Origin of the sequence: Massilia sp. UYP32, from assembly GCF_050434365.1 — a bacterium.
Taxonomy (GTDB): Bacteria; Pseudomonadota; Gammaproteobacteria; order Burkholderiales; family Burkholderiaceae_D; genus Telluria; species Telluria timonae.
This window is the reverse complement of sequence record NZ_JBNDIK010000021.1, coordinates 114039-126265: the sequence shown is the minus strand read 5'-3', so window position 1 is coordinate 126265 and position 12227 is coordinate 114039. Positions and strand designations below refer to the sequence as shown.

At 66.3% G+C, this 12227-nt stretch carries 10 protein-coding genes; 5 read left to right on the top strand and 5 right to left on the bottom strand.

Annotated features, from left to right (window positions below; all coding sequences use genetic code 11):
- Positions 1–143: 143 nt before the first annotated feature.
- The gene (locus ABIB42_RS17590; RefSeq protein ID WP_429248718.1) at positions 144–1859 is read left to right on the top strand and encodes a methyl-accepting chemotaxis protein; all 1716 of its coding nucleotides are present in this window, start codon (positions 144–146) and stop codon (positions 1857–1859) included.
- A gap of 12 nt (positions 1860–1871) precedes the next feature.
- Here ABIB42_RS17590 and ABIB42_RS17585 read toward each other — a convergent pair whose 3' ends face one another.
- The gene (locus ABIB42_RS17585) at positions 1872–2441 is read right to left on the bottom strand and encodes a DNA-3-methyladenine glycosylase (protein ID WP_429248717.1); all 570 of its coding nucleotides are present in this window, start codon (positions 2439–2441) and stop codon (positions 1872–1874) included.
- 159 nt (positions 2442–2600) lie between these two features.
- Between ABIB42_RS17585 and ABIB42_RS17580 the strand changes: the two genes are divergently transcribed.
- Together ABIB42_RS17580 and ABIB42_RS17575 are read left to right on the top strand one after the other, a co-directional pair.
- Positions 2601–3458 carry an HDOD domain-containing protein gene (locus tag ABIB42_RS17580; protein ID WP_005665126.1) on the top strand — a complete coding sequence of 286 codons (858 nt, stop codon included), beginning with the start codon at positions 2601–2603 and terminating at the stop codon, positions 3456–3458.
- A gap of 69 nt (positions 3459–3527) precedes the next feature.
- On the top strand, positions 3528–4706 hold the full coding sequence (locus ABIB42_RS17575; protein ID WP_005665125.1) for a tetratricopeptide repeat protein: 1179 nt from the start codon (positions 3528–3530) through the stop codon (positions 4704–4706).
- Positions 4707–4732: 26 nt separating this feature from the next.
- Here ABIB42_RS17575 and ABIB42_RS17570 read toward each other — a convergent pair whose 3' ends face one another.
- Entirely contained in the window at positions 4733–5269 is a 537-nt protein-coding gene (locus tag ABIB42_RS17570) for a DNA-deoxyinosine glycosylase (RefSeq protein ID WP_005665123.1), read from the bottom strand.
- A gap of 90 nt (positions 5270–5359) precedes the next feature.
- On the opposite strand from ABIB42_RS17570, the gene ABIB42_RS17565 reads away from it, so the two are divergent.
- Positions 5360–5644: a hypothetical protein gene (locus tag ABIB42_RS17565; RefSeq protein ID WP_040775165.1), complete on the top strand. Its 285-nt coding sequence runs from the start codon at positions 5360–5362 to the stop codon at positions 5642–5644.
- The gene (locus ABIB42_RS17560; RefSeq protein ID WP_005665122.1) at positions 5632–5925 is read left to right on the top strand and encodes a type II toxin-antitoxin system RelE/ParE family toxin; all 294 of its coding nucleotides are present in this window, start codon (positions 5632–5634) and stop codon (positions 5923–5925) included. Before ABIB42_RS17565 ends, ABIB42_RS17560 begins: the two co-directional genes overlap by 13 nt.
- Before the next feature lie 66 nt (positions 5926–5991).
- Here ABIB42_RS17560 and ABIB42_RS17555 read toward each other — a convergent pair whose 3' ends face one another.
- From ABIB42_RS17555 to ABIB42_RS17545, 3 genes are all read right to left on the bottom strand, one after another.
- Entirely contained in the window at positions 5992–7263 is a 1272-nt protein-coding gene (locus tag ABIB42_RS17555) for an alpha-amylase C-terminal beta-sheet domain-containing protein (RefSeq protein ID WP_005665120.1), read from the bottom strand.
- Between the two features lie 282 nt (positions 7264–7545).
- On the bottom strand, positions 7546–9045 hold the full coding sequence (locus ABIB42_RS17550; RefSeq protein ID WP_005665119.1) for an efflux transporter outer membrane subunit: 1500 nt from the start codon (positions 9043–9045) through the stop codon (positions 7546–7548).
- Between the two features lies 1 nt (position 9046).
- A complete protein-coding gene (locus tag ABIB42_RS17545) occupies positions 9047–12226 on the bottom strand; it encodes an efflux RND transporter permease subunit (RefSeq protein WP_429248716.1) in 3180 nt (1059 codons plus the stop codon).
- Position 12227 lies beyond the last annotated feature (1 nt).

Sequence of the window (12227 nt, the reverse complement as noted above, 5' to 3'; positions counted from 1 at the left end):
CCGGACTCAGCGCGCCTACCACCCCCTCTCGCGGCGGGGCGCCCGCGGGGGGGCGGGACGCCGGAATCCAACTCTGGTCTGGGCCGGGGGGGGGGGGGGGCGGGGCCCCCCCCCCCCCCCCCGCGTCTCTAGGAGTGACTCCCATGCTGAACAAACTGCGGATCGGCCAGAAACTGCTGCTGGCCCCGGGACTCGTGCTCGTCCTGCTGACCCTGCTTTCGGCGGCCGCCTACTATGGCATGGTGCGCCAGAATGCCTCGCTCGAACACATGGTGCAGGTGCGCGCCGCGCGCCTGCAGGCGGTGGCCGACGTCGCCGGCGAAGCGCGCTTCGCGCATGCCAACGCCTACCAGCTGCTGGCCTGGGTCAACGGCAGCTTCGCCCAGAACCGGCTGAGCGCCCTGACCGCCGACATCCAGCGCAGGCACGCCGCCATCGGCGACCAGCTGGGCAAGTTCGCGCAGGAGGCCGAACAGCACGAGCGCGCGCCGATCGAGGCCTCGCAAGCGGCGCTGGCGCGCTACCGCAAGGCGGTCGGCGAGACGATCGAGATGGCCTCGGTCGACCAGTCGATCGCCACCAACTCGATGCAGAAGGCCGAGCAGCAGTTCGTCGCGCTCGACGCCGAGCTGACGCGCCTGGCCCAGCTCGAGAAAAAGATGAGCGAGGATGCCCACGCCGCCGCCAAGGCCGAGTTCCGCAGCCTGGGCTTGAGCATGGCCGGCCTGGTGCTGCTCTCGATCGGGCTGTCGCTGGCGGTGACGATGCTGGTGCGGCGCTCGATGCTGGGCGGGATCAACGCGATCGCGCGCACGGTCGGTGAACTGGCCGAAGGCCGGCTCGACGCGCCGCCCTTGCATGCGAAAGGCCGCGACGAGATCGACGACACCGCACGGGCGCTGGACCACACCATCGCGCGCCTGAACGCCGCCCTGCACAGCGTGATGAACGCGGTGCGCTCGATCGACACCGCGTCGCAGGAAATCGCCAGCGGCAACCTCGACCTCTCGACCCGCACCGAGATGCAGGCCGGCTCGCTCGAGCAGACCGCCAGCACCATGGAGACCCTGACCACGGCGGTCAAGGACAATGCCAGCAATGCGCGCCAGGCCTCGGAGCTGGCGGCGCAAGCGTCGCAACTGGCGTCGCGCGGCGGCCAGGCGGTGCAGCAGGCGGTGACGACGATGGAATCGATCCAGGCCAGCTCGCGCAAGATCGTCGAGATCATCGGCGTCATCGACGGCATCTCGTTCCAGACCAATATCCTGGCCCTGAACGCGGCGGTGGAAGCGGCGCGCGCCGGCGAACAGGGACGCGGCTTCGCGGTGGTGGCCTCCGAGGTGCGCACCCTGGCCCAGCGCTCGGCGGCGGCGGCCAAGGAGATCAAGGGCCTGATCGCCGATTCGGTGAACATCATCGAGCGCGGCAACGCCTCGGTCAGCGAAGCCGGCGCCAGCATGGGCGACATCGTGTCCTCGGTGCGCCAGGTGAACGACATCATCGGCCGCATCAGCATCGCCAGCACCGAGCAGGCCGACGGCATCGCCGAGGTCAATCGCGCGGTCGGGCAGATGGACGGCATGACCCAGCAGAACGCGGCCCTGGTCGAACAGGCCGCGGCGGCGGCCGAAAGCCTGCACGAGCAGACCGTGAACCTGGCGAAGGCGGTGGCGATCTTCCGCGTCGCGCCCGGCCTGGACGCCGATGCGGCGGGCGTCGAAACGCAAGAGGAGACGAGCGCGGAAGAAGCGCCGGAATCCGGCTTCCAGGGCGTGGGCGAACGGCGCGCATCGGGCAGCGCGATGCGCGGCGGCCCGGTGCGCGCCCTGCCCGCGGCGCCCGCGCGGCGGCGCGCCTGAAGTATGGTTCGGCTAGCGGAACGGCCGGCTGACGAAACGCGAGCCGGCCAGCCCGAACCGCCACGGCACGTCGACCGCCTTCGAAATGCCGATGCGCGGTCCGGCCACGAGCGCCAATCCCGGCTCGGCCGGCAGCAGTTCGAATGGTCGTTCCGACAACGCCATGCCGTTGTGCGCACGGGTCACGCCCAGCGCCTGGCACAGCTTGCCCGGCCCGGAACACAGCAGGCGCTCGTCCAGCGCGTCGCGCCGCGCGCGCATGAGGTCCAGGCCCGCCACCGGCTCCAGCGCCCGGATCAGGACCCCGGCGCCGTGCCCGGCCTCCTGGCACACGAAATTCAGGCACCAGTGGATGCCGTACGACCGGTAGACATAGGCATGCGCGGGCGGCCCGAACATCGACGCATTGCGCTCGGTCGGCCCGGAATACGCGTGCGAGGCCGGGTCTTCATGGTCATAGGCTTCGGTCTCGACAATCCGGCCGCCGACGCCGTCGACCAGCACCGTGACGCCGATCAGCTGCTGCGCGACGACGTCCGCCGGCTTCGAGAAATCGATCCCTGCAATTGTAGAAATAGCCATGCGCCGATTCTAGCGCGGGACAGCATGACCCGCCGTTTTGGTGAAATTGACACAAGAATAGAGTGATAATGGCATTGCCTTGCTGCAATAACGAAATGACTCGGGTATAGTGGCAGCGTCCTCCGCATTTCCGCGAAGCCTATTCGCGCCTCCATCTCCATGAACACCGTCGTCGAGCCCATTCCGCAGATCGACCAGGTCGATGCCCTGATCAAATCGATCCGCATCCCGCCTCGGCCCAGCCTGCTCGCCGACCTGCAACGCGAACTGGCGGCGGAAGATCCGTCGCTGGACGCCATCGGCAAGATCGTGGCGAGCGACGTCGGCATGTCCGGCGCCCTCCTGAAACTTGCCAATTCGGCCATCTATGGCGGCCGGCGCAAGGCCAAGTCGATCGAACAGGCCATCCTGTTCCTCGGCATTAACCAGGTCGCGGCCATGATGACCGGCCTGCTCGCGCGCCAGGCGATTCCCGCCAACAGCGCGGCCCTGGCCAGCTTCTGGGACATCTCCACCCGCCGCGCGCAGGCGATGGTGTTCCTGTCGCGCCGCCTGCGCATGGGCGAAGCGGACGTGGCCCACACCTTCGGCCTGTTCTGCGACACCGGCGTGCCGCTGCTGATGGAGCGTTTCAAGGATTACAACGTCACCTATGGCGCGGCCTCGCTCGAAGCGGTCCGTCCGTTCACCGCGCTCGAAGTCGAGCGCCACGACACCAGCCACGCCGCCGTCGGCTGCCTGCTGGCGCGTAACTGGGGGCTGTCGGACCACGTGTCGTGGGCCATCCTGCACCACCATGACTACGCCGTGATCGAAGACGCGTCGACGGCATCGCCGGTGCGCTCGCTGGTCGCGCTGTCGCTGCTGGCCGAGAACGCGATCTGCCGCTACCAGGGCCACGCCGAATCGACCGAGTGGAACAAGGGCGGCGCCGCGGCCTGCGCCTATCTGGGATTGTCGAGCGAAGAAACCGCCGAGATCCTGGACGAATTGCTGGAAGCCTTCCACGAGGATTGAAGGCTTTTGACTTCTGCCTGACGCGAGCGGATACTGGGATGTAAATACCCGCGCGTACAGGGAGGAGACATGAAGCGCCTCGTGACCGGACTGCTGTCGCTGTCCCTGCTGCTGGGCGGCTGCGCCAGCACCGCTCCCACCTCCCCGCCATCATCCGCGCTGTTCGCCGACGAGCGTTTCGCGCCGCCGTCCGAACCGGTCGGCGCGCAGGGCCTGTTCACGCTCAGCCCCGCGATGCGCGATTACCTGCACAGCGCCGCCTTCACCCAGCGCCTGCGCAGCAAGGGCATGCGCCATGGCCTGCTGGACGCGCTGTACAGCAAGACCGACCTGAAACTCGAATACGAATCGCGCATCACGCGCACCGCCAGCGAAACCTATGAGGCGCGCATGGGCAACTGCCTGTCGCTGGTCATCATGACGGCCGCCTTCGCGAAGGAACTCGGCATGCCGGTGCGCTTCCAGAGCGTGGAGGTCGCGGACAGCTGGAGCCGCACCGCCGGCATCTACCTGTCGAGCGCCCACATCAACATCGGCCTGGGGCAGCATGCGTCCGAGGTCCTGCGCGGTTACGATCCCGAGCGGGTGCTGGTGGTCGACTTCATCCCGCGCGAGGAAGCGGCGAGCCTGCGCACCCGCGAGCTGGAAGAAGAAGACGTCGTCGCCCTCTACCTGAACAACCGCGCCGCCGAGGCGCTGATACAGGACCGTATCATTGACGCCTACTGGTGGGCGCGCGCGGCGGTGGCGGCGCGTCCCGGCACGGCGACCACGCTCAATACGCTGGCCGTGATCTACCACCGCCACGGCGAGCTGGCGCTGGCCGAGCGCGCCTATCAGGCCGCGCTGGCGCGCGAGCCCGAGAACCTGGCGGTGCTGCGCAACCTGGAGCCGCTGCTGGTGACGCTGGGCCGGCCGCTGGAAGCGCAGGCGCTGGCCAAACGCATCGCCGCGATCGAGCCGACGCCGCCGTACCACTATTTCGACAAGGGCATGGCGGCGCTCAAGGCGGGCGACTTCGACGCGGCCGTGGCGCTCTTCGCGCGCGAGGTGAAACGCTCGCCCTACAACGACGAGTTCAGGTTCTGGCTGGGAATCGCGCACCTCAAGCTCGGGCATCTGGGCGACGCGCGCGAGCATATCGCGCTGGCGGTCGATCACAGCACGCGGGGGGATATGCGCGAGGTGTATTCGGCCAAGCTGGCGCATTTAAGAAGGGTGGCGACGACGGGGACGCGGCTGCGCTGACCGCGCCGCCCGCCATGCCGGCGTCATCAGAACAGCGGCGACTGCGATACCGTCGGGCCGCGCTGCTCGTCGCCCCGTAGTCGCGACCAGACATCCAGCTTCTGCTCGAACGACATCGCCATATGCGCCGGCGAACTCGATGGCAACACGACGGTGCGATAGCCAGCCGCTGCGAATTGCGGCGCGAACTTGCCCGAGGCCTGGCCGTTGAAACCGACCGTGACAAGCCGCGGACACAGTTCCCGCAGTCGGTCGAAGTCATTGGCGGCGGGTTTGCGGATCGCCGAATCCAGGCTGCCGACCCGCTCGCATTCGCCCAGCACGTCCCACAGCCCGACGCCATGCGCCAGCAGGCGCGGCAGGCGCTCGGCGTAAGGCAGGGCCGCCAGGTCCTCGCCCACGACGCTGGAGATCAGGCGCCAGAACTGGTTGCGCGGATGGGCGTAGTACTGGCCCGCAGCCAGCGAGGCGGCGCCGGGAAAGCTGCCCAGGACGAGAATGCGTACGTTCGCGTCGAGAACCGGCGCCAGACCGATGAGAGTGGGAACAGTTGCATTCTGCATGGATGCATTGTAGCGGCCGGCCCGAATAACGCCTTGAAACTCTGTAGCGAAGGTGCTACCTTAGTAGCACCGCCCAGGATGACGCATACCATGTCGACAACATCACTCAAGCTTCCCGATGAGCTCAAGCAACGCGCAGTCAACGCTGCGCAGGAACTAGGCATCAGTCCCCACGCATTCATGGTGGACGCGATCCGCCAGGCCGCCCACGCTGTCGAGCAACGTGCGGCCTTCGTTACGCAGGCGCGTGAAGCAAGGACGGAAATGCTGGCACAAGGAGATGGGCATGCGGCCGAGGACGTTCGGGCGTATCTGCGCCGGCGGCTCGAAGACGGCCAGGTTGACAGGCCGCCCAAAAAACCATGGCGAGAATAAGCTATTCCCGTCGTGCGCTGGCCGATCTTGAACGTATCAGCGACTTTCTCGCGCCGGAAGGCGCGGGTGCGCAGCTTGAAGCACTCGATTTGATTGACGAAGCGGTGGCGGTGCTCGTCCGGCACCCACTCATCGGTCGTCTGGCAGAGCATGATTTACGTGAACTCATCATCTCGCAGGCGAAGACCGGATACATCGCCCTCTACAGCTATGAAGCGGAACAGGATGCCATCCTGATTCTCGCCATCCGACACCAGAGAGAAGTTGGCTTCTACGGCTAGCGCTCGATCGCATCCACCGCGCTAAATCCGGCTGCCGTGGATGGCAGCCGGCTACAACAAGCGGTTTTACTTGATCCACACCGCGTAATTATTCCCCGACGTCTGCAACGTCCACCCACTGCCCGCCGGACTCCAGCTGTTCGGCCCGATCTTCATCGCCAGCTGGCGCGTATTGCCGCTGATGATCGCCGCATACAGCCCCTGGGTCGCCTGCTGGATCGCCACCGGCGACGTCGAATGCACGCCTGCCGTACGGCGTGCCGCCATCAGCGCCGCAATCGGCGTCTTGAGGTTCCAGTTATAGATGTGCGGGTAGTACACGGTCGGGATGCCCGGATGGCTCAGCACATAGGCATACCCTTCCATCACCGAGCCGCACGGCACCGACCAGTGATTCTGGCCGTTGCCGCAGCTTTCGGACGGACCGGTGTCGTGGTTGTCGACGAAGGTCACCGCCATCGCCGGCCACCAGCCCAGCGCGCCCTGCGGCTTGCCGGACGCATCGCGCAGGCGCCAGTAATTGCCGTTGGCCAGCGCATCGTTGAGCAAGCCCTTGGTGGTGAAATCGAAGGCGCCGCAGCTACTCCCGGTGCCGTCGATCCAGTTCATGATCTGCTGGCGGTGGGCATCGATATTGTTCAGGTTCAGGTCGGTCCACAACTCGCCCACGCAGAACTCGGCGCCGAAGGCGTTCGCATACTGCCCGGCATAGCTCGGGCTGAAGCCCTTCACGTAATCGAAGCGAATGCCGCTGAAGCCGACCGGCTTGAGAGTGTGGTTGAGCCAGCCGATGATGCCGTTCTGGACTTCGCCCACGTTGCGATGGTCGATGTCGCGGGCGGCACTGAAGCCGTCGCCGGTGTCCGGGTTACCAAGCCCGCAATTGCACTCATCGTTATTGACGATGGCGTGCGTGGTCCAGTTCGGGTTGGTGAGATCCGACCACCCGGTGCTGCCCACGCGGTGGTTGACCACGATGTCGGCCACCGCCTTGATGCCATTATTGGTGAAGGCCCGCACCACATTGGTCAGCTCGGCCGAGCTGCCGTAGCGCGAACTGAGCACATTGAGCTGGCGCGGCAGGTAACCCTCGGCCGCCGCCGAGTCGGAAGGCGGTGGGAACCAGACGTGGGAGAACCCCATCGTTTTCAGGTCGGCCACGTTGGCGTGCAGCGTGTTATACCAGTTGGGGCTGCTGTAATTGGCGGAGTGCCAGTGAAAGCCCTGCAGCAGGACGGCCTGACTGTTGCCGGACTGGGCCGGCGGGGTCGCGGCGCCGGCGCCGGCGCACATGCCCATGACGCCTGCCGCGAGCATGGCGGTGATGCTCTTCTTCATGCTTTGTCTCCTTTTGTTTTGTGCGGTTCGAATGGATTTCTTCAACATCGCTTGGCGCCGACGCGCTTCTGCAAGACATACTGAGTAGGTTAATTACTTATTTCTTGAAATCATCTACGCAGTTGGCGAACTCGGCAGGGAAAGTCTCGTCCCGCCTCCTCAATGTGTCAATTGAATCCGGGTGAAATGTGTAGTTTTGCTACACCAAGCAAAAAAAGCGGCGGTACGCTCGCACGCACCGCCGCAAAGGGCAAACAATCTGCCAAGAGGTAAGGAATCAGATCAACGCTGGGCCAGCGTCGTGCTTTCCGCCTGCGGCGCATCCCAGCCGCCGCCCAGCGACCGGATCAGCGCCACGGTGGCCAGCGCACGGTCACCGCGTAGCTGCACCGCGCTGCGTTCCACTGCCGCCAGGTTGCGCTGCGCGTCGAGCAGTTCCAGGTAGCTCGACCGGCCCGCGTCATACAGCTTCTGCGCCAGGTCGGCCGAACGGCGCGCCGAGACCACGGCGGCGTCGATCTGGGCCGACTGGCCGGCCAGGATGCGCAGGCCGGCCAGGCTGTCCTCGACTTCGGCGAACGCCACCAGCACGCTCTGGCGGTAGGCGCCGACCGATTCCTCGAGCGCGGCTTCGCTGCGCACCACGTTGTTGCGGTTGCGGCCACCGTCGATCAGCGGCATGGAGGCCAGCGCGCCGACCACCCATGAACGGCTGCTCCATTTGAAGACCTCGGAGAACACGCTGCCCACGCCGCCGCCGTCGGCGCTGATGGTCAGCGCCGGGAACATGGCGCCGCGCGCCACGCCGATGCGGGCGTTGGCCGCTTCCATCGCGCGCTGGGCGGCGACGATGTCGGGCCGGCGCTCCAGCAGCGACGACGGCAGGCCGGCAGGAATCGCCGGCATCAGGCTCGCATCGAGCAGCGGGCTCGGGCCGGCCACGTAGTCGGCCGCCGGTTTGCCCAGCAAGACGGCAAGCGCGTGCTCGGTGGTGGCGCGCTGGCGCTGCACGCCGATCGCCTCGGCGCGCGCCGTGGCCAGCTCGGTGCGGGCGCGCGACAGGTCGAATTCGCCGATGTCGCCCAGGTCGAAGCGGCGCTGGGTCACCTTCACGCTCTCTTCGCGCAGGCGCACGGTCTGGTCCACCGTCACGAGTTCGGCGTCCAGCGCGCGCAGCCTGAAATAGGTCTGGGCCACGTCGGCCTGCAGCGCCAGCAGCACCGAGCGGAAGTTCGCCTCGGAGGTTGCCGCGTCGCCGCGCGCCGCCGACACGCTGGCCGCCACGCGGCCGAACAGGTCGACCTCGTAGCTGGCCGACAGGCGCGCCGTGTAGCTGGTGTGGGCCTCGGTATCGCTGCCCTGCACCTGGCCCGACTCCAGCGGCGACAGGCGCGCGCGCTGGGCGCCGATGCCGATGCCCACTTGCGGAATGCGGTCGGCTTCGGCGATGCCGGCGATGGCCCGCGCCTGCTTGACGCGGCTGGCCGCGACCGACAGGTTGGCGTTGTTGGCGGCGGCTTCCTCGATCAGCGCGGTGAGCGCCGGGTCGTTGAAGGCCAGCCACCACTGGCCACGCGACTGGGCTTCGGCCGGCTGCGCCGGCTTCCAGCGCGCGCCGTCGATGCCCGCCACTTCCACGTCGGCCGCCTTGGGGGCCTGCGATTCGCGGAAGGCGGCCGGGGTCGCCACTTGCGGCTGCACGAAATCGGGCGTGGCGCAGGCGGTCAGCAACAAGGCTGCCAGCAACGGGGCTACGCCGCGTCGAATGAATGGATTATTCATCTCAATGTACTCCTTCCGCGTTGTGCGCCACGGCGGGCGCCTTCGCAGGTTTTTCAAAGCGCTTGGCCAGCATGCGCAGCAGCACGTAGAACAGCGGCGTCAGGAACAGGCCGAAGAAGGTCACGCCCAGCATGCCCCAGAACACGGCGATGCCGATCGCGTGGCGCATCTCGGCGCCGGCGCCGCTCGAGAACACCAGCGGCACCACGCCGGCGATGAAGGCGATCGACGTCATCAGGATCGGACGCAGACGCAGGCGGCTTGCCTCCAGGGCGGCGTCGATCACGCTGCGGCCGTGGTCTTCGAGTTCGCGCGCGAATTCCACGATCAGGATCGCGTTCTTCGAGGCCAGCCCCACCAGCACGAACAGGGCGATCTGGGTGAAGACATTGTTGTCGCCACCCGACAGCTTCACGCCGGCCAGCGCGCACAGGATGGACATCGGCACGATCAGGATCACCGACAGCGGCAGGGTCCAGCTTTCGTACTGGGCGGCCAGCACCAGAAACACCAGCAGCACGCACAGCGGGAACACATAGATCATGGTGTTACCCGACAGGATGTCCTGGTAGGTCAGCTCGGTCCATTCGTACGACACGCCCTTCGGCAGCGTCTCTTTCGCGATCTGTTCCATGATGGCTTGCGCCTGGCCCGACGACACGCCGGGCGCCGCGCCGCCATTCATCTCGGCCGACACGTAGCCGTTGTAACGCGTCACGCGGTCCGGACCATAGGTGTCCTTCACGCGCATCACCGACGACAGCGGAATCATCTCGCTGCTGTTGCTGCGCACCTTCAGCTGCTCGATCTGCTCGCGGTGCGAACGGAACTCGGCGTCGGCCTGCACGCGCACCTGGTAGGTACGGCCGAACTGGTTGAAGTCGTTGACGTACACCGAACCCAGGTTGACCTGCAAGGTCTGGTTGATCTCGGACAGCGGCACGCCCAGCTGCTTGGCTTTCACGCGGTCGATGTCGGCGAACAGCTGCGGCACGTTGATCTGGAAGCCCGAGAACACGCCGGCCAGCTCCGGGGTCTGCCAGGCGCGTGCCTGCAGCGCCTGCACCGCGTTGTTCAACTCGTCATAGCCGACGTTGCCGCGGTCTTCGATCATCATCTTGAAGCCGCCGGTGGTGCCCAGGCCGTTCACCGGCGGTGGCGACAGCACCAGCACGAAGGCGTCTTCGACGGCGCCCATGCGCTTGTTGATCTCGGCCGCGATGGCGTCCGCGCTCATGTCCTTGCCCTTGCGATCCTTGAACGGCTTCAGGCTGGTGAACACGATGCCGGCGTTCGGCGCATTGGTAAAGCCGTTGATCGACAGGCCCGGGAAGGCGATCGACGATTCCACGCCCGGGATCTCCTTGGCGATCGCCGACATCTGGCGGATCACGGCTTCGGTGCGGTCGAGCGACGCGGCGTCCGGCAACTGGGCGAAGCCGATCAGGTAGGCTTTATCCTGCTGCGGAACGAAGCCCGGCGGCACTGCCTTGAACATGAACACTGCGGCCACGGCCAGCGCCAGGTAGACGCCGATGGCGGCGGTCTTGCGGCGCAGGACGCCCTTCACGCCGCCTTCGTACTTCTCGGACGAACGGGCGAAGAAGCGGTTGAACACGGCAAAGAAACGCCCCAGGACTGCGTCGATCATGCGCGTCAGGCGGTCCTTCGGCGCGTGATGCGGCTGCAGGATCGAGGCCGACAGCGCCGGCGCCAGGGTCAGCGACACGAAGGCCGAAATCACGGTCGAAATCGCGATGGTCAGGGCGAACTGGCGGTAGAACTGGCCGGTCAGGCCCGCGACGAAGGCGATCGGCACGAACACGGCGCACAGCACCAGCGCGATCGCGATGATCGGGCCGCTCACTTCCTTCATCGCCTGGATGGTCGCGTCATGCGGCGTCAAGCCGTTGGCGATATTGCGCTCGACGTTTTCCACCACCACGATCGCGTCGTCGACCACGATGCCGATCGCCAGCACCAGGCCGAACAGCGACAAGGTGTTGATCGAGAAACCGAAGGCCAGCATCACGGCGAAGGTGCCGACCACCGAGACCGGCACCGCCAGCAGCGGGATGATCGAAGCGCGCCAGGTTTGCAGGAAGATGATGACGACCAGCGCCACCAGCACCACGGCTTCGAGCAGGGTCTTGATCACCGAATCGATCGACTCGCGCACGAACTGGGTCGGGTCATACACGATCGAATACTCGACGCCCTGCGGGAAGTCCTTCGCCAGCGCATCCATCGTGGCGCGCACGTTGCTTGATAATTGCAGGTCGTTGGCGCCCGGGGCGGCGAAGATCGGAATCGCCACCGCCGACTTGTTGTTCAGCAGCGAGCGCAGCGCATACGAGCTGGAACCGAGTTCCAGGCGCGCCACGTCCTTGAGCAGGGTCGTGCCGCCGTCGGCATTGGTCTTGAGGACGATGTCGCCGAATTCCTCGACGGACTGCAGGCGGCCCACCGTGTTGACGGTCAGCTGGAAGTCGGCGTCCTTGGCCGGCCCCTGGCCGATCACGCCGGCCGCGACCTGCACATTCTGCTCGCGGATCGCCGCGACCACGTCGCCCGCGGTCAGGTTACGCTCGGCCACCTTCTGCGGATCGAGCCAGACCCGCATCGCGTATTCGCCGGAACCGAACAGCTGCACCTCGCCCATGCCCTCGATGCGGGCCAGCTGGTCCTTGACGTTCAGCACCGCGTAGTTGCGCAGGTACAGGTCATCATATTGACCGTTGGGCGAATTCAGGTGCACCACCATGGTGATGTTGGGCGACGATTTCACCGTGGTCACGCCGATCTGGCGCACCTCTTCCGGCAGGCGCGGCAAGGCGCGCTGGACCCGGTTCTGCACCGCGGTCTCGGCCTGTTCGACGTTGGTGCCGATCTTGAAGGTGACGGTCAGCATCAGCGCGCCATCCGACGTGTTTTGCGAGGACATGTACAGCATGTCCTCGACGCCGTTGATCTGTTCTTCCAGTGGCGTGGCCACGGTTTCGGCGATCACCTTCGGGTTCGCGCCCGGATACTGGGCGCGCACCACCACCGACGGCGGCACGACTTCCGGGTATTCCGAGATCGGCAGCTGGAAGATCGAAATCAGGCCGCCGACGAAGATGATCACCGACAGCACCGCCGCGAAGATCGGCTTGTCGACAAAGAATCTGGAAAAGTTCATG

What these genes read in the sequence shown, in the direction of transcription:
- ABIB42_RS17590 (WP_429248718.1), top strand. Translation starts at nt 144, where the DNA reads ATGCTGAACAAACTGCGGATCGGCCAGAAACTGCTGCTGGCCCCGGGA.
- ABIB42_RS17585 (WP_429248717.1), bottom strand. Translation starts at nt 2,441, where the DNA reads ATGGCTATTTCTACAATTGCAGGGATCGATTTCTCGAAGCCGGCGGAC.
- ABIB42_RS17580 (WP_005665126.1), top strand. Translation starts at nt 2,601, where the DNA reads ATGAACACCGTCGTCGAGCCCATTCCGCAGATCGACCAGGTCGATGCC.
- ABIB42_RS17575 (WP_005665125.1), top strand. Translation starts at nt 3,528, where the DNA reads ATGAAGCGCCTCGTGACCGGACTGCTGTCGCTGTCCCTGCTGCTGGGC.
- ABIB42_RS17570 (WP_005665123.1), bottom strand. Translation starts at nt 5,269, where the DNA reads ATGCAGAATGCAACTGTTCCCACTCTCATCGGTCTGGCGCCGGTTCTC.
- ABIB42_RS17565 (WP_040775165.1), top strand. Translation starts at nt 5,360, where the DNA reads ATGTCGACAACATCACTCAAGCTTCCCGATGAGCTCAAGCAACGCGCA.
- ABIB42_RS17560 (WP_005665122.1), top strand. Translation starts at nt 5,632, where the DNA reads ATGGCGAGAATAAGCTATTCCCGTCGTGCGCTGGCCGATCTTGAACGT.
- ABIB42_RS17555 (WP_005665120.1), bottom strand. Translation starts at nt 7,263, where the DNA reads ATGAAGAAGAGCATCACCGCCATGCTCGCGGCAGGCGTCATGGGCATG.
- ABIB42_RS17550 (WP_005665119.1), bottom strand. Translation starts at nt 9,045, where the DNA reads ATGAATAATCCATTCATTCGACGCGGCGTAGCCCCGTTGCTGGCAGCC.
- ABIB42_RS17545 (WP_429248716.1), bottom strand. Translation starts at nt 12,226, where the DNA reads ATGAACTTTTCCAGATTCTTTGTCGACAAGCCGATCTTCGCGGCGGTG.